A 14966-nucleotide genomic window follows, 5' to 3' on the forward strand; every position below is an offset into this window, starting at 1 on the left:
ACCCCACCAGGGTAGTGCGGGTCAGCTCAGTCCCGCCGTGCGGGCGCGTTCGACCGCGGGGCCGATGGCCTCGGCGACGGCGGTGACATCGTCGCGGGTGGAGGTGTGCCCGAGGGTGAAACGGAGCGTGCCCCGGGCAAGTTCCGGATCGGCGCCGGCGGCCAGCAGCACATGGCTGGGCTGGGCGATGCCCGCGGTGCAGGCCGATCCGGTCGAGCACTCGATGCCCTGGGCGTCCAGCAGGAGCAGCAGCGAGTCGCCCTCGCAGCCGGGGAAGGCGAAGTGCGCGTTGCCCGGGAGGCGCCCGGCCGGGTCGGGGTCGCCGCCGAGGACGGCGTCGGGTACGGCGGTGGTCACCGCGGCGATCAGGTCGTCGCGCAGGGCGCCGATCTCCGCGGCGAAGCCGGGGCGGCGGGCGGCGGCGAGCTCGGCGGCCACCGCGAAGCCCGCGATGGCGGGCACGTCCAGGGTGCCGGACCGGACCTCCCGCTCCTGGCCGCCGCCGTGCAGCACGGGCGTCGGGGTCCATTCGCGGCCCAGCAGCAGGGCGCCGATGCCGTAGGGCCCGCCGATCTTGTGGCCGGAGACGGTGAGGGCGGCCACGCCCGAGGCGGCGAAGTCCACCTCGAGCTGCCCGACGGCCTGCACGGCGTCCGCGTGCATGGGGATGCCGAACTCGGCGGCGACGGCGGCCAGTTCGGCGGCGGGGAGGATGGTGCCGATCTCGTTGTTGGCCCACATCACGGTCACCAGGGCGACGTCGTCGGGGTCCCGCTCGATCGCCTCGCGCAACGCGTCGGGGTGCACCCGGCCGTGGCCGTCCACCGGCAGCCACTCGACCCGGGCGCCCTCGTGGTCGGCCAGCCACTGCGCGACGTCGAGCACGGCGTGGTGCTCGACCGGGCTGGCCAGCACCCGGGTGCGGCGCGGGTCGGCGGCGCGGCGCGCCCAGAACAGGCCCTTGACCGCGAGGTTGTCCGCCTCGGTGCCGCCGGAGGTGAACACGACCTCGCTGGGGCGCGCCCCCAGCGCGGCGGCCAGTCTCTCGCGCCCTTCCTCCACCGCGCGCCGGGCCCGCCGCCCCGAGTGGTGCAGGGCCGAGGCGTTGCCGGTGGCGGTGAGCTGAGCGGTCATCGCCGCGACGGCCTCGGGGAGCATGGGGGTGGTGGCGGCGTGGTCGAGGTAGGGCATGGTGAGCCGATTCTACGAGCCGCGCCGGAACCGACCGCCGGGCGTATGCGTTCTCGCGGCGGAGGGATCGATGGGCATGGGTGAGCAATCCGGTGGACGCGGCACGGTGCGCCGCCGCGCCCTGCTGGCCGCCGGGGCGGCGGGCGCGCTCGGCACCGTGGCGCTCGCCGGGCGCGACACCCTCTCCCGGTGGTGGTGGCGGTACTCGGGGACCGAGACGCCGCGGGTGGAGGGCGAGGTGGACCACGAGGGCGCGGAGTGGGTCCCGGCCTCCCCGGCCAACTACCGGCGGGCCAGCCGGCCGCGGGACTACACGATCGACCGGGTCGTCATCCACATGCCGGAGGCGACGTACCCGATCACGCTGCGGGTCTTCCAGGATCCGGATCACGGGGCCGCCACGCACTACGTGGTGCGCTCCGCGGACGGGCACATAGCGCAGTTGGCCCGGGAGCTGGACGTCGCCTATCACGCGGGGAACCGCGGCTTCAACGAGCGCAGCATCGGCATCGAGCACGAGGGCTGGGCCGACGACCCGTCGTATCTGACCGACGCGATGTACGAGTCGTCCGCCCGGCTGGTGGCGGGCATCTGCGAGCGGTACGGCATACCAGTGGACCGGGAGCACATCCTCGGGCACAACGAGGTGCCGGACGTGATCCGCGTCTGCCCGGGGCCGCACTGGGACTGGGACCGCTATCTGGAGCTGGTCCGCCGGGTCGGCGGCACGGCCTGACGGGAGGCCGGCCGGCGCCGCCCGTTCATGACCCGCGTCCGGAGTAGCCGAGCGGGATGGGCAGCAGGGCGGCCTCCTCCCGGGCCCGGGCCAGGGCGGGGGCGGCGCGCAGGGCCCGGCGGGCACGGCGCAGCCGGCGGCGGGCGGCGCGCCAGCCGATACCCAGCGCCGCGGCGGCCTCGGCGAGGGACAGCCGGTCGACGGCGATCAGCTCCAGGACTGCCCCGTCCGCCGGGGCCAGACCGGTGAGCGCGGCCAGCGCGGTGAGCACGGCCCCGGCCTCGCGCCCGGCGCCCGGCGGGGCGATCCACCCGGCCACGCGGGCGAAGTCGGCGGCCGTCCGCGCCTCGTCGGCCCGGCCGGTCAGGAGGCGCGTGATCCCGCTGCGGCGGCGCCGGCGGTGCGTTTCCGCGCCGTTCGGACGGAGTCCCTCGCGTGTCCCGGTGGCTGTGCCCACGTCGTCTCTCCCCTTCCGCGGTCGCGCCTTCGTCCGTACTTGTCCACGCGTGGCGGAGCGTTGCGGAGGAACGGCTCAGTCCTCGTCCGGGGTCCAGTTCGCGGCGTGCCCGAGGCGGTCGACGACGCGCTCGCGCACGTCCCCCATGGAGATGCCGGGGCCGCGCGGGTCGATCTTGCCCGGCTGCCACTCCAGATGGCCGATCACCGAGGTGTCGCCGGCCCCGCCCCACTCGTGCGCCCGGCAGATCGCGGCGGAGGCGCGCACGGCGGCCTCGACCTGCTCCTTGGGCCAGGGGTCCTTGTTGTCGCCCATGTTGATGCACTCGAAGCCGTAGAAGTGGGTGTTGCCGTCGGTGTCGGCCTCGTTGTCGGGGGGCAGGGACTTCTCGGCGATGACGGCGTTGAGCACGTCGCGGTCGCCCTTGCCAGCGTGGTTGGCCCGGCCGTTGCCGACCAGATACAGGGTGCCGTCCTTGGCGATGACCCCGTGGCACAGCGGCCCCGGCAGATCGGAGCGGCCCTCATAGCACAGGTCCACGGTCGCGGCGGTGCCCGAGGTGACGGTGTGGTGGAGCATCACGCCGTGCACCGGGCCCCAGGTGCCCACGCCGTTCCGGTTGTTGGTGCGCCAGGACTTGTGCTCGACGACCTTGACGCCCTCGTCCTTGAGCGCTTTCAGTAGCTTGTCCGCAGTGAGGGGAGTGGCCATATACGACTTGTACGATCAATCACCCCGCTACACAAGGGGGTTAATCGCGCACCGATCGTAACGACTCGCCCGGAGTTTCGTGTGCGTCAGCAACTACCCGTGAAGGAAGGGTAGTTGGCGCTTGAGGACGGAGTGGGTGAATGTTTGCGCCCTGTCCGCCGCGTTCAACATTAAGATTTCCTCATCCCCTCTTCATGAAGACCACCACTGTTCGACCGCAGTCTTGTTCCCATGGCATTCCCGCACCGTATGGCAGCACTCGCGGCCGTTGTCCTGATACCCGTGGGCATCGCCGGGACGAGCTATCTGCTCAGCGACGATCCCGAACCGCCCTTGGTGCCCTCCGATGTGGAGTTGGAGGAGCCGTCCCCGTCGGCGCCCCCCAACGAGGAGGTCGTGCCACAACCCTCAGCGACCGAGGACCCCCTTGATGACCACGACCGACCACCCCTCGACGACGACGGCGGCGGGGAAGGAGACGACGGGTTCGAGCCGGACGACGACGGCGCCTTCGACGACTGATCGCGTCGCGCGGGCGCCGTCCCGGCTCTCCGCCCGCTTCCGCATTCTGCTGTGGCTGCTGGTCGTGATGTCCGTGGCCCTGGCGACCGTCGTCCTCACCACCCGCTCGATCCTGCTGCGCGATGTGAACGAACGCACCGGGCAGATACTCGCCCAGGAGACCTCCGAGTTCGGGAACTTCGTGGCGCGCGGCCGCGACCCGCAGACCGGCGAGCCGTTCACCGACGCGCGCCGCCTGCTGACCCTCTACCTGGAACGCCAGTACCCGGACCCCGCCGAGGAGTTGCTCGGCTTCATCGCCGAGTCCCCGAACCCGACCGTCATCCGCCAGCCCCGCGACATCCCCTCCGAACTGCCCCTCTACCGGGACCGGCCGTCGCTGGAGCGGATAGCCGCCGCCCCCGGAAGCACCGGCACGCTCTCCCGCGACAGCGGCGAGATCCGCTGGGCCAAGGTGCCGATCAACCGCGCCGAGGGCGAGCCGGAGACCATGTTCATCGTCGCCTTCCACTCCGACCGCGCCCAGTCCTCCGCCGAGAACGTCGTCGGCATCCTGCTGGCCATCTCCGGCGTCGCGCTGCTGATGACCTGCGCCGTGGGCTGGGCGGTGGCGGGCAGCATCCTCGCCCCGGTCCGGCTGGTGCGGGCGACCGCGGCCCAGCTCACCGAGCAGGACCTGACCCGGCGCATCCCCATCCGCGGCCGGGACGACATCTCGGCGCTGGCCGAGACGTTCAACGCGATGCTGGACCGGCTGGAGCGCGCGTTCGCCGCGCAGCGGCGGTTCGTGGACGACGCGGGCCACGAACTGCGCACCCCGATCACCATCGTGCGCGGCCATCTGGAGCTGATGTCCGAGGGCGACGGCCCGGAGAGCGCGGCCGAGCGGCGCGAGACCGTGCGCCTGGTCACCGACGAGCTGGACCGCATGAGCCGCATCGTGGAGGACCTGCTGCTGCTGGCCAAGGCCGAGCGGCCCGACTTCGTCCAGCCGGCGCCGGTGCAGCTCGCCGAGCTGACCGCCGATGTGTTCGTCAAGGCCAGGGCGCTGGGCGACCGCCAGTGGGAGCTGCCCGAGGTCGCCGAGTGCGAGGCCGAGCTGGACGCCCAGCGCATCACCCAGGCCATGGTGCAGCTCGCGCAGAACGCCGTGGAGCACACCGGCCCGGGGCAGACCGTCCGCATCGGCTCGCGGCTGACCGGCGGGCAGGTGGAGCTGTACGTCGCGGACAGCGGCCCCGGCGTCCGGCCCGCGGACGCCGCCGTCATCTTCGAGCGCTTCCGGCGCGGCGCGGCCCGCCGCGGCGTCCGGGGCGGCAGCGGCAGCGGCGCGGGGCTCGGTCTGTCCATCGTCAAGGCGATAGCCGAGGGGCACCACGGCCGGGTCGACCTGCGGCCGACCCCCGGCGGCGGAGCCACGTTCGTACTCGTACTGGAGACCCCATGAACCGCATCCTCATCGCCGAGGACGAGGAGCGCATCGCCGCCTTCGTCGAGAAGGGCCTGCGGGCCAACGGCTTCATCACCACCGTCGCGGCGGACGGCGACGCGGCGCTCGACTACGCCTGCGCCGGCGGCTTCGACCTGGTCGTCCTGGACATCGGGCTGCCCGGCCGCGACGGCTTCACGGTCCTGCGCGAGATGCGCGAGGCACGGGTGACCGTGCCGGTGATCGTGCTGACCGCGCGCGACTCGGTGCGCGACACCGTGGCCGGGCTGGAGGGCGGCGCGGACGACTGGATGACCAAGCCGTTCCGCTTCGAGGAGCTGCTGGCCCGGGTGCGGCTGCGGCTGCGCACGGCGGCCCGGGCGCCCGAGGTGACCGTGCTGCGCTGCGGCGACCTCAGCCTGGACCTGCGCACGCGCCGGGCCCGCGCCGGCGGCACGCTGGTGGATCTGACGGCGCGGGAGTTCGTACTGCTGGAGCTGTTCCTGCGCCACCCCGGCCAGGTGCTGTCCCGCGAGCAGATCCTGTCCCACGTTTGGGGCTACGACTTCGACCCCGGATCGAACATAGTCGACGTGTATGTGCGTGCGCTGCGCAAGAAGCTCGGCGCCCAACAGGTGGAAACGGTACGCGGCATGGGATACCGACTGCCGCAGTGACGGCCGTCGGCCCCGCCGCGACCATGAAGTTCTCCTCATAAAGGGTTCATCGGTGGCTCACCCGGCGTTCGGACACTGGCCGGGTGACACTCACCCTCCGGCAGACGGTCTCGTTGTGCGCGGCGCTGAGCCTGTGCGGGCTGCTGGTCGTTCCGACGAACTTCCCGCAGCTCTCCGGCGACGCGCGCATCACCCTCGTCGTCTTCCTGCTGGCCACCTGCGCCTGGATCGGCACCCCGATCGACGACACCTATGTGGCGCTCGGGGCCGGGCTGGCGCTGACCGTCACCGGAGTGACCAGCGCGGAGGCCCTCTTCGGCACTCTGGGAGATGAAACAATCTGGCTGCTCATCTGCGCGTTCGTGCTGGCCGCCGCGGTGGCGGCCACCGGGCTGGCCGGCCGCGCCGCGGCGTTCCTGGTGGGCGGGGCGCGGACAGTGCGGCAGTTGTTCCATCTGACGACGGCCGCCCTGGTCACCTCGGCGTTCGCCGTGCCGGCCACCTCGGGCCGGGCGGCGCTGGCCCTGCCCGTCTTCCTGGCGCTGGCCCGCGCCCTGTCCGACCGCACCCGGCTGGTCGTCGCGCTGGCCCTGCTGTTCCCCACCGTCATCCTGCTCTCCGCGGTGGCGACGCTGATCGGGGCCGGCGCGCATCTGATCACCGTCTCGGTGCTGTGGGAGACCACGGGGGAACGCATCGGCTTCCACGAGTGGCTGCTGCTCGGGCTGCCGCTCGCCGTGGTCTCGTCCCATCTCGCCGCGGAGGCCGTGCTGTTGACGACGACCAGGCGCGGTGACCGGCGCGGGCCGGTGCGCATCGGGGTGGCGGAGATCCAGGAGCACAGCGAGGAGCCGGTCACCGGCCGGCTGACCCTGAAGGAGTCGCGGTGCCTGGCGCTGCTGGCCACCGTGGTGGCGCTGTGGTGCAGCGAGCCGCTGCACGGGGTGTCCCCGGCGGTGGTCGCGCTCATCGGCGCGGTGGTCGCGACCGCGCCCTCGCTGGGCACGGTCCGGCTGAAGGACGCGCTGGCGACGGTCCCGTGGTCGCTGCTGCTGTTCATGGCCGCGACGATGGCCATGGGCGTGGCCCTGTCGGAGTCGGGCGCGGCCGAGTGGCTGATCTCCGGCCTGCCGGGCGATGAAACGATTCCGGCCTGGGCGTTCCTCGCGGTGGTCGTCGCGGTGAGCACCGCCGCGCATCTCGTGCTCCAGTCGCGCTCCGCGCGCTCCAGCGTGCTGGTGCCGCTGGTGGTGGCCTCCGCGATGGCCGCCGGGGTCGATCCGGTCGCGGCGGCGCTGGCCTCCACGGCGGCGGCCGGCTTCTGTCACACCCTGCCCGCATCCGCCAAACCGGTGACGCTGTTCGCCGATATTCCCGGTACCCCCACCTACACCCCCGGCGACCTGCTACGGCTGTCCGCGGTGCTGGCGCCGCTGAGCGCCGCGCTGGTTCTGCTGTTCGCGCTCGTCGTCTGGCCCCTGTTCGGCGTCGCCCCCTGAGGAGTGTCCGTGATCCCCCCTTACCGATTCGCCGTGGCGCCAAGCGGCCTCAAGGAATCGCTGTCCGCCGCCGCCGCGGCCGACGCCATCGCGGAGGGCCTGCTGCGGGCCGCGCCGGGCGCCGAGATCGATCTGCTGCCACTGGTCGACGGCGGCGAGGGAACGGCCGAGGCGCTGGCCGCCGCGGCCGGCGGCCGGCTCGTCCCCCGCGTGGCCACCGGCCCGGTCGGGGCCCCGGTGCACAGCCACTTCGCGCTGCTGGACGGCACGGCGGTGGTGGAGATGGCCGCAGTGGCCGGCCTGTCGCTGGTGCCGACCGACCAGCGCGATCCGGGCGCCACCACGACGTTCGGGGTCGGCGAGCTGATCCGCGCCGCGCTGGACACCGGGGTGCGGCGCATCCTGGTCGGCTGTGGCGACTCGGGCACCTCCGACGGCGGCGCCGGCGCGTTGCAGGCGCTGGGCGTCCGGCTGCTGGACGCCGCCGGGCGGGAACTGCCGCGCGGCGGGGCGGCGTTGCGGCACCTGGACCGCATCGACCCGACGGGGCTCGACCCCCGGCTGGCCGAGACGGAGCTGCTGGTCGCGTGCAACCCGTACAACGTGCTGTGCGGCCCGCGCGGCGTGGCCCGGGTCTTCGGGCCGCAGAAGGGCGCCGGCCCGGCGCTCGTCGAGGAGCTGTCGGCCGCCCTCGAACACTGGGCGGACGTGCTGCTGCGGGACGTGGCCCCGGCCGGCCTCGACCTGCGGCTGGGCGTCGGCACCGGCGCGTCCGGCGGGCTGGGCGCCGGGCTGGCCGCGGTGGGCGCCCGGCTGCGCCCGCGCTTCGAGGTGCTGCTCGACCACCTCGACCTGGACGCCCGGCTGGCCCGGGCCGACCTGGTGGTCACCGCGGAGGGCGCGCTGGACCGGCAGACTTCGCTCGGCAAGATCCCGGGCGAGGTGGCGCGCCGCGCGAAGGCCCTGGGCATCCCGGTGCTGGCCCTGGCGGGCACGATCGGCGAGGGCGCGCACGAGGTGCGGCTGGTCGGGGTGGACGCATACAGCGGCATCCTGCCCGCTCCCCTGGCGCTGCCGGAGGCGCTGGCGCGCGGCCGGGAGTTCCTGGCGGACGCGGCGGAGCAGGCGCTGCGGATGGTGCTGCTCGGCAGCCGGCTGGCCCGCCCGGCGGTCCGCCCCTGACGGCGGACCGGCTCACACCCAGACCTCGGGCCCGCCGCCGCGCCACTCCAGCAGCTCGGGGTCGCGCAGGTCCACCTCGTCCGGGTCAAGCCCGGCCCGCCGCAGGAACTCGAGCAGTTCGTCGAGTGAACGGGCGCGCCCGAGGATCTCCCCGTTCGCGCGTACGCGCCGCCCACCGCCCGCGGTGGGCGGATAGACGACGATGCGGGCCCTGGCCATGCGGCAAGGGTGCACCCCCCGGCGCCGCGGCGCAGCCGGCGGGGGGCCGCCCGGGTGCGGCGCGGCTCAGCCGCCGTGCTCGGCCTGGAACATCCAGTGGTGCTTCTCCAGGTCCTTGGTGAGCTGGATCAGCACGTCCTCGGTGACCGTGTCCACCGGGCCGACGTCGGCCAGGCGCTCCCTCATGCGGACGATGACCGCGCCGAGGGCGTCCACCATGGCGCGTACGGCGTCGGTGTCCCGCTGCCAGCCCTCGGCGACCTCGCCGATGCCGGTGCCCGACGCGACGGTGGCCGCGCGGCCGTCCGGGGACAGGCCGAGGGCGGCGGCGCGTTCGGCGACCGTGTCGGAGTGCGAGCGGGCGGTCTCGACCACCTCGTCGAGCTGGAGGTGCACCGAGCGGAACCGGGGGCCGACGATGTTCCAGTGGGTCTGCTTGGCCACCAGCGAGAGGTCGATGAGATCCACCAGCGCGCCCTGGAGCGCCTCCCCCACGATCTTGAGTGTGGCCTCCGGCAGCGTGCTCTTGATGGCGTACATGCAGGCGTCTCCTTCCGGAGGGTCGTCCGTTGTGCGACTTTCACGCACATTCGCGGTATCTCGGGCCCCGCCCCCGGGCGTTTGCGAGGATGCGGCCATGGCCTCACCCACACCCACCATCCGGTTCGCCCGCGCCGACGACATGCCGGCCGTCTGCGCGCTGATCAACCACTACATCGCTGTCACGGCGGCGAACTTCCGCACCGAGCCGCTGACGCCGGACGAATGGCTCGCCGAGTGGCGGCGCCACAGCGCCGAGTACCCCTGGTATGTGGCCGAAACCGCCATCGGTGAGGTGGCCGGCATCGCCTACGCCCACCCGTGGAGCCCGCGCGGCGCCTACGCCTGGACCGCCGAGTCGGTGATCTACCTCTCCCCCGGGCAGCGCGGTCTCGGCGTCGGCTCCGCGCTCTACGACCGACTGCTCACGACGCTGCGGGCCCAGGGCTACCGCAGCGCCATCGCGACGGTCGCGCTGCCCAACCCGGGCAGCGTGGCCCTGCACCGCTCGCAGGGTTTCGAGCACGTGGGGACGTTCCGGGACGTGGGCTACAAGCACAGCACGTGGCGGGACGTGAGCCACTGGCAGCGGCTGCTGAACACCGACGACACGCCGCCGGGCGAGATCGTGCCCCCGGCCACCGCTGACCCGGGCGCCTGACCACCGCCGTCGGCTCAGTACGGCCGCGGATAGCCGTAGCCGTGCCGGTTCTGCCGACCGCTGTCCGGATCGGTCCGGACGGTGGCGTCCCGGTCGTAGAACGAGCGCGTGTTGGCGCGCAGCCACATCGCGACCGGGTCGAACGCGTCGGCCATCGCCACCGTACCCACCGGCAGGCCGTCGGGGACCGCGGCGATCACCTGCCGCATCATCTCCCGCACCGCCTCCGCCGTCCGCTCACCCGGGTCGTCCACGTCCAGCCCGATCACCAGGTACGCCTGGCCGACGGCGGGCCGCACCCACGCCCGGCGCAGGCTGCGCAGCATGGGCGTGCGCCGGGCGTGCGCGATGAGTCGCGCGTAGAACTCGTCGGCGCGGATGCTGGGTTCGCTGATCCGCAGCGGCCCGGCGGGCAGCCGTTCCAGCCCGCCGGCGATCCGGCGCAGGTCGAGCCAGGGGATGCCGAGCCCGCCGCCCGGCGCGTGCGGGTTGAGCCACAGACCCCAGTGGTCCGGGTAGAGCGCCGCCGCGATGTCCCGCCCGGTGACCACCTCATGGCTGCGGGTCCAGCCGCTCGCCGACAGCTCGCGTTCGGACGTGACGCACGGCGCGTACCCGTGGCCGGCGACCTCGACGCTGCCGTACTGCGCCTCCGGATCGCCGGGCCGGCCGTGCCACAGCAGCATCCACACCTCGCTGGCGGCGAGTGCGGCGAGCAGCTCCTCATAGGTGTCGAGTCGGTCGGGGGTGATCCGGGGCAGCAGTTCCTCGAGACCTTCTCCCGCACTCACCTGGTCCGGACCTCCTCGTGCCCACTCGGATGCACTGTGCCCGTCAGCCGACCCTCACATGCCCGTCACAGCCATCGCTTAGACGTCACGGGAGTAGAACGGCTGCACGCACTCGCGCAGCCAGTCCACAACGGGGTCGTCCGCGGCGTCGAGGAGCACGAGCTGGACCGGCCAGACCACGGGCCGGGCGGCCAGCGCGCGCCCGAGCGCGCCGTTGACGGCCGTGCGCGTCTCCTCGTCCAACTGGTCCAGCTCCACGCCGATGAACAGCGAGGGTGCTCCGCCCTCGGCGCTGGCCAGCCCGCGCCGCGCGGTGCGCACGTACCACAGCCCGGCCAGCTCGGCGGCGGCGGCGGACAGGAAGTCCGTCGGCTCCTCCTGCCAGTCCGGCTGGAAGAGCCGCATCCGCGCCCCCGAGGGAACGCCCGGGGTGCGCCGGCCCGGGGTCTCGCGGCACAGTTCGGCCACGGCGCTGGGCGGCACGGGGATGCCGACCGTGCCGCCGGGGTTGACCGCGATGCCCACCTGGGGCGGCAGCCCGCGGGCGAACTCCCGAGCGGGGGCGACACTGAACGACAGGTGGGAGGCGCCGCCCAGGTGCAGTTGTTCGGCGGAACTGAACACCGGGACGTATACGCCGCCGTTCAGATCGATGGTGGGCAGGTCCAGGGTGCGGCTGTCCGGGCCGCCGCCCTCGGGCAGCGGGATCCACAGGGAACTGCGGGCCAGCGCCGCCAGCACCCGGGGTCCGGCGTCCCGGGAGCCGAGCGCGCCGGCCAGGATCTCCTCCAGCTCATTGCCCGGCCAGCCGCCGCCGAAGCCGGGACCCTGCCGCGGAACACTCATCTCGTTCGACCACCATCTCATCAGGTCCTCAACACCCGCGAAGGAACCCTAGTGGCTGGCGCCCGGAACCGGGTCCCGGAGGGGCGGCCCTCGGCCGTTGTTCGTGCGATGATGTGGACGCAGCACACAACCGCATACCGGCCGTTAGACCACGCGCGGGAGAGTCCCCGGAAGCCACCGGGGCGCCGAAGGAGCAAGTCCTCCCTTGAATCTCTCAGGCCCCGTACCGCGTGCGGGAGGCGAATCTGAAAAGCGGGCCGTCCGCCCCGTGCGGCGCGGCCCCACCCACGGTGCAAGCCGCGCCCGCCCGGGCCGCGGCGAACCTCTCAGGTGCCGATGACAGATGGGGAGGGCCCGGAAGCCAGCCAACCCCTGCCCTCCTGGAGCCAGCCCATGACGGACGACACCCCCCGTACGACGGCGCTCGACGCCGTTCACCGCGCCCTCGGCGCCACCCTCACCGACTTCGCCGGCTGGACCATGCCGCTGCGGTACGGCAGCGAACGGGCCGAGCACGAGGCGGTCCGCACCGCCGCCGGGCTGTTCGACCTCTCCCACATGGGCGAGATCACCGTGACCGGGCCGGAGGCGGGCGCGCTGCTCGACCACGCGCTGGTCGGCAACCTGGGCGCGCTGCGCGTGGGCCGCGCCCGGTACACCATGATCTGCGACGCCGCGGGCGGGATCCTCGACGACCTCATCGTCTACCGGCTCGCCGAGCGGGAGTACCTCGTCGTCGCCAACGCGGCCAACGCGGGGACGGTGCTGGGCGCGCTGGCCGAGCGCGGCGCCGGGTTCGACGCGGTGGTCCGGGACGACCGCGACGCGTACGCGCTGATCGCCGTCCAGGGCCCCGCCTCCCCCGCCATCCTCGGCCGCCTCACCGACGCCGACCTGGCCGGCCTGCGGTACTACGCGGGCCTGCCCGGCACCGTGGCCGGCCGCCGGGCCCTGATCGCCCGGACCGGCTACACCGGCGAGGACGGCTTCGAGCTGTTCTGCGCCCCCGAGGACGCCGTGCCGCTGTGGGAGGCGCTCACCGAGGCCGGGCGGGCGGACGGCCTGGTGCCCTGCGGCCTGGCCTGCCGCGACACGCTGCGCCTGGAGGCGGGCATGCCGCTGTACGGCCATGAACTGACCACCGCCACCACGCCGTTCGACGCCGGGCTCGGCCGGGTGGTGAAGTTCGACAAGCCGGGCGACTTCGTCGGCCGCGAGGCCCTGACCCGCGCGGCCGAGCGCGCCGCCGGCCGGCCGCCGCGCACGCTGGTCGGCCTGGTGGCCCAAGGCCGGCGCGTGCCGCGCGCCGGCTATCCGGTGGTGGACGCGGCGGGCGCCGTCATCGGCGAGGTCACCTCCGGCGCGCCGTCGCCCACGCTGGGCAAGCCCATCGCCATGGCGTACGTCGACCCGGAACACGCGGTGCCGGGCACCGAGGGCGTCCGCGTGGACATACGCGGCAGCCACGAGCCGTACGACGTCGTCGCCCTGCCGTTCTACAAGCGCGCGAAGTAACGCCTCCACCTCATCGCCCATCCACACCAGGAGAATCTCCGTCATGAGCAACCCCGAGCAGCTTCGTTACAGCAAGGAGCACGAGTGGCTGTCCCCCGTCGAGGACGGCGTGGCGACGGTCGGCATCACCGAGTACGCGGCCAACGCGCTCGGTGACGTCGTGTTCGTCCAGCTCCCCGAGGTGGGCGCGACGGTCACCGCCGGCGAGCCGTGCGGTGAGCTGGAGTCCACCAAGTCCGTCAGCGACCTGTACGCCCCCGTCAGCGGCGAGGTCACCGAGACCAACCAGGACGTGGTGGACGACCCGGCGCTGGTGAACTCCGCGCCGTTCCAGGGCGGCTGGCTGTTCAAGGTCCGGCTGGACACCTCGGCCGGCGAGCCGGCGGACCTGCTGTCCGCCGACGAGTACGCCGCCTTCACCAGCGAGTGAGCGACGCGCCGTGGCCCTCTCTGCCTTCGACCTGTTCACCATCGGCATCGGGCCGTCCAGCTCGCACACCGTCGGCCCGATGCGCGCGGCGCGGATGTTCGCCCGCCGGCTGAAGAACGAGGGGCTGCTGGCGCACACCGCCGCCGTGCGCGCCGAGCTGTACGGCTCGCTCGGCGCCACCGGGCACGGCCACGGCACGCCGAAGGCGGTGCTGCTCGGGCTGAGCGGGCACGCGCCCGACACCGTGGACGTCGCCCGCGCGGACGAGGAGGTCGAACGAATCCGGCGCGAGCGCCAACTGCCCCTGCTGGCCGCGGAGATCGGCGACGCGCACCCCGTTCCGTTCGACCCGGACACGGATCTGGTGCTGCACCGCCGCCGCTCGCTGCCGTACCACGCCAACGGCATGACGCTGCGGGCGGCCGACGCCGAGGGCCGCCCGCTGCTGACCAAGACGTACTACTCGGTGGGCGGCGGCTTCGTGGTGGACGAGGACGCGGTGGGCGAGGACCGTATCCGGCTGGACGACACCGTGCTGCGCCACCCCTTCCGCACCGGCGACGAGCTGCTGCGGCTGACGCGCGAGACCGGGCTGTCGGTCTCCGCGCTGATGCTGGAGAACGAGCGCGCCTGGCGGACCGAGGAGCAGGTCCGCGCCGGGCTGCTGCGGATCTGGCACGCGATGGACGCGTGCGTCGAACGCGGCCTGTCCCAGGAGGGCATCCTGCCCGGCGGGCTGAAGGTCCGCCGCCGCGCGGCGACTTCGGCGCGGAAGCTGCGCGGCGAGGGCCCCGGGCCGGCGCTGGCGATGGACTGGGTCACGCTGTACGCGATGGCGGTCAACGAGGAGAACGCGGCCGGCGGCCGGGTGGTGACCGCCCCCACCAACGGCGCGGCGGGCATCATCCCGGCCGTGCTGCGCTACTACCTGGAGTTCGTGCCGGGCGCGAACGAGGACGGCGTCGTCCGTTTCCTGCTGGCGGCCTCCGCGATCGGGATGCTGTTCAAGGAGAACGCGTCGATCTCCGGCGCCGAGGTCGGCTGCCAGGGCGAGGTCGGCTCCGCCTGCTCGATGGCCGCCGGCGGCCTGGCCGAGGTGCTGGGCGGCACCCCCGAACAGGTCGAGAACGCGGCGGAGATCGGCATCGAGCATAACCTCGGCCTGACCTGCGACCCGGTCGGCGGCCTGGTCCAGATCCCCTGCATCGAGCGCAACGGCATGGCCGCGGTGAAGGCCATCACCGCCGCCCGCATGGCCCTGCGCGGCGACGGCCGGCACCACGTCTCGCTGGACAAGGCCATCAAGACGATGAAGGAGACGGGCGCCGACATGAGCGTCAAGTACAAGGAGACGGCCCGCGGCGGCCTCGCGGTGAACATCATCGAGTGCTGAGCGAACCGTCCCTGGCCTGCGGGAACGCTCCTTTCCGGTCTGTCCGGGCCGTCCCTGTTTGAACGGCGGAAAGTCCCTGGGAAGTCCCTCGGACAGAGCGGAAAGTCCCTGAAAAGTCCCTGGCGAAAGCCTGAAGAAAGGGGGCTGACCTGCGCGTATCGAGGCCG

16 protein-coding genes, 1 pseudogene and 1 riboswitch are annotated in these 14966 nt (G+C 73.5%); of the genes and pseudogenes, 10 read left to right on the plus strand and 7 right to left on the minus strand.

Annotation, left to right across the window (positions count from 1 at the left end; translation table 11 throughout):
* Window positions 1-21 precede the first annotated feature (21 nt).
* Window positions 22-1191 (minus strand): cysteine desulfurase family protein, encoded by a 1170-nt coding sequence (locus tag RM590_RS00995; RefSeq protein ID WP_311702355.1) that lies wholly within the window; start codon window positions 1189-1191, stop codon window positions 22-24.
* A gap of 76 nt (window positions 1192-1267) precedes the next feature.
* Here RM590_RS00995 and RM590_RS01000 point away from each other — a divergent pair, with 76 nt between their 5' ends.
* The gene (locus tag RM590_RS01000) at window positions 1268-1927 is read left to right on the plus strand and encodes an N-acetylmuramoyl-L-alanine amidase (protein ID WP_311702356.1); all 660 of its coding nucleotides are present in this window, start codon (window positions 1268-1270) and stop codon (window positions 1925-1927) included.
* Window positions 1928-1952: 25 nt separating this feature from the next.
* On the opposite strand, the gene RM590_RS01005 is transcribed toward RM590_RS01000, so the two are convergent.
* Window positions 1953-2384: a sigma factor-like helix-turn-helix DNA-binding protein gene (locus RM590_RS01005; RefSeq protein WP_311702357.1), complete on the minus strand. Its 432-nt coding sequence runs from the start codon at window positions 2382-2384 to the stop codon at window positions 1953-1955.
* Between the two features lie 84 nt (window positions 2385-2468).
* Window positions 2469-3095, minus strand: a pseudogene (locus tag RM590_RS01010) (peptidoglycan recognition protein family protein); the annotation flags it as partial.
* Window positions 3096-3326: 231 nt separating this feature from the next.
* Between RM590_RS01010 and RM590_RS01015 the strand changes: the two are divergent.
* The 5 genes from RM590_RS01015 (at window position 3327) to RM590_RS01035 (ending at window position 8404) form a co-directional block, all read left to right on the plus strand.
* A complete protein-coding gene (locus RM590_RS01015) occupies window positions 3327-3617 on the plus strand; it encodes a small secreted hydrophilic protein (RefSeq protein ID WP_311702358.1) in 291 nt (96 codons plus the stop codon).
* Window positions 3526-5064 carry an ATP-binding protein gene (locus RM590_RS01020; RefSeq protein ID WP_311702359.1) on the plus strand — a complete coding sequence of 513 codons (1539 nt, stop codon included), beginning with the start codon at window positions 3526-3528 and terminating at the stop codon, window positions 5062-5064. Before RM590_RS01015 ends, RM590_RS01020 begins: the two co-directional genes overlap by 92 nt.
* Window positions 5061-5723 (plus strand): response regulator transcription factor, encoded by a 663-nt coding sequence (locus RM590_RS01025; RefSeq protein WP_311702360.1) that lies wholly within the window; start codon window positions 5061-5063, stop codon window positions 5721-5723. The genes RM590_RS01020 and RM590_RS01025 overlap by 4 nt, the downstream gene beginning before the upstream one ends.
* Before the next feature lie 83 nt (window positions 5724-5806).
* Entirely contained in the window at window positions 5807-7222 is a 1416-nt protein-coding gene (locus tag RM590_RS01030; protein WP_311702361.1) for an SLC13 family permease, read from the plus strand.
* A 12-nt stretch (window positions 7223-7234) separates the two neighbouring features.
* Window positions 7235-8404: a glycerate kinase family protein gene (locus RM590_RS01035; protein ID WP_311702815.1), complete on the plus strand. Its 1170-nt coding sequence runs from the start codon at window positions 7235-7237 to the stop codon at window positions 8402-8404.
* 12 nt (window positions 8405-8416) lie between these two features.
* Here the strand turns inward: RM590_RS01035 and RM590_RS01040 are convergent, their stop codons facing one another.
* The gene (locus RM590_RS01040; RefSeq protein ID WP_311702362.1) at window positions 8417-8623 is read right to left on the minus strand and encodes a hypothetical protein; all 207 of its coding nucleotides are present in this window, start codon (window positions 8621-8623) and stop codon (window positions 8417-8419) included.
* 66 nt (window positions 8624-8689) lie between these two features.
* Complete coding sequence (locus RM590_RS01045) at window positions 8690-9163, minus strand: Dps family protein (protein ID WP_311702363.1); 474 nt, start codon at window positions 9161-9163, stop codon at window positions 8690-8692.
* Window positions 9164-9260: 97 nt separating this feature from the next.
* Here RM590_RS01045 and RM590_RS01050 point away from each other — a divergent pair, with 97 nt between their 5' ends.
* Window positions 9261-9824, plus strand: coding sequence for a GNAT family N-acetyltransferase (locus tag RM590_RS01050; protein ID WP_311702364.1), 564 nt, complete (start codon window positions 9261-9263; stop codon window positions 9822-9824).
* A 14-nt stretch (window positions 9825-9838) separates the two neighbouring features.
* On the opposite strand, the gene RM590_RS01055 is transcribed toward RM590_RS01050, so the two are convergent.
* A complete protein-coding gene (locus RM590_RS01055; RefSeq protein WP_311702365.1) occupies window positions 9839-10615 on the minus strand; it encodes an enhanced serine sensitivity protein SseB C-terminal domain-containing protein in 777 nt (258 codons plus the stop codon).
* Window positions 10616-10693: 78 nt separating this feature from the next.
* The gene (locus tag RM590_RS01060) at window positions 10694-11461 is read right to left on the minus strand and encodes an enhanced serine sensitivity protein SseB (protein ID WP_311702366.1); all 768 of its coding nucleotides are present in this window, start codon (window positions 11459-11461) and stop codon (window positions 10694-10696) included.
* A gap of 146 nt (window positions 11462-11607) precedes the next feature.
* Window positions 11608-11700: riboswitch (glycine riboswitch) on the plus strand.
* A gap of 154 nt (window positions 11701-11854) precedes the next feature.
* On the opposite strand from RM590_RS01060, the gene gcvT reads away from it, so the two are divergent.
* From gcvT to RM590_RS01075, 3 genes are read left to right on the plus strand one after another with little or no spacing between them, the layout of a single operon-like run.
* Window positions 11855-12976 carry a glycine cleavage system aminomethyltransferase GcvT gene (gene gcvT / locus RM590_RS01065; protein WP_311702367.1) on the plus strand — a complete coding sequence of 374 codons (1122 nt, stop codon included), beginning with the start codon at window positions 11855-11857 and terminating at the stop codon, window positions 12974-12976.
* Window positions 12977-13019: 43 nt separating this feature from the next.
* The gene (gcvH, locus tag RM590_RS01070; protein WP_311702368.1) at window positions 13020-13406 is read left to right on the plus strand and encodes a glycine cleavage system protein GcvH; all 387 of its coding nucleotides are present in this window, start codon (window positions 13020-13022) and stop codon (window positions 13404-13406) included.
* Between the two features lie 10 nt (window positions 13407-13416).
* Window positions 13417-14799: an L-serine ammonia-lyase gene (locus tag RM590_RS01075; protein ID WP_311702370.1), complete on the plus strand. Its 1383-nt coding sequence runs from the start codon at window positions 13417-13419 to the stop codon at window positions 14797-14799.
* Window positions 14800-14966 lie beyond the last annotated feature (167 nt).

Origin of the sequence: Streptomyces litchfieldiae (assembly GCF_031845365.1) — a bacterium.
GTDB classification, from domain to species: domain Bacteria; phylum Actinomycetota; class Actinomycetes; order Streptomycetales; family Streptomycetaceae; genus Streptomyces; species Streptomyces litchfieldiae.

What these genes read in the sequence shown, in the direction of transcription:
- RM590_RS01045 (WP_311702363.1), bottom strand. Translation starts at nt 9,163, where the DNA reads ATGTACGCCATCAAGAGCACGCTGCCGGAGGCCACACTCAAGATCGTG.
- RM590_RS01000 (WP_311702356.1), top strand. Translation starts at nt 1,268, where the DNA reads ATGGGTGAGCAATCCGGTGGACGCGGCACGGTGCGCCGCCGCGCCCTG.
- RM590_RS00995 (WP_311702355.1), bottom strand. Translation starts at nt 1,191, where the DNA reads ATGCCCTACCTCGACCACGCCGCCACCACCCCCATGCTCCCCGAGGCC.
- gcvH (WP_311702368.1), top strand. Translation starts at nt 13,020, where the DNA reads ATGAGCAACCCCGAGCAGCTTCGTTACAGCAAGGAGCACGAGTGGCTG.
- RM590_RS01060 (WP_311702366.1), bottom strand. Translation starts at nt 11,461, where the DNA reads ATGAGTGTTCCGCGGCAGGGTCCCGGCTTCGGCGGCGGCTGGCCGGGC.
- RM590_RS01020 (WP_311702359.1), top strand. Translation starts at nt 3,526, where the DNA reads ATGACCACGACCGACCACCCCTCGACGACGACGGCGGCGGGGAAGGAG.
- RM590_RS01015 (WP_311702358.1), top strand. Translation starts at nt 3,327, where the DNA reads ATGGCATTCCCGCACCGTATGGCAGCACTCGCGGCCGTTGTCCTGATA.
- gcvT (WP_311702367.1), top strand. Translation starts at nt 11,855, where the DNA reads ATGACGGACGACACCCCCCGTACGACGGCGCTCGACGCCGTTCACCGC.
- RM590_RS01050 (WP_311702364.1), top strand. Translation starts at nt 9,261, where the DNA reads ATGGCCTCACCCACACCCACCATCCGGTTCGCCCGCGCCGACGACATG.
- RM590_RS01025 (WP_311702360.1), top strand. Translation starts at nt 5,061, where the DNA reads ATGAACCGCATCCTCATCGCCGAGGACGAGGAGCGCATCGCCGCCTTC.
- RM590_RS01040 (WP_311702362.1), bottom strand. Translation starts at nt 8,623, where the DNA reads ATGGCCAGGGCCCGCATCGTCGTCTATCCGCCCACCGCGGGCGGTGGG.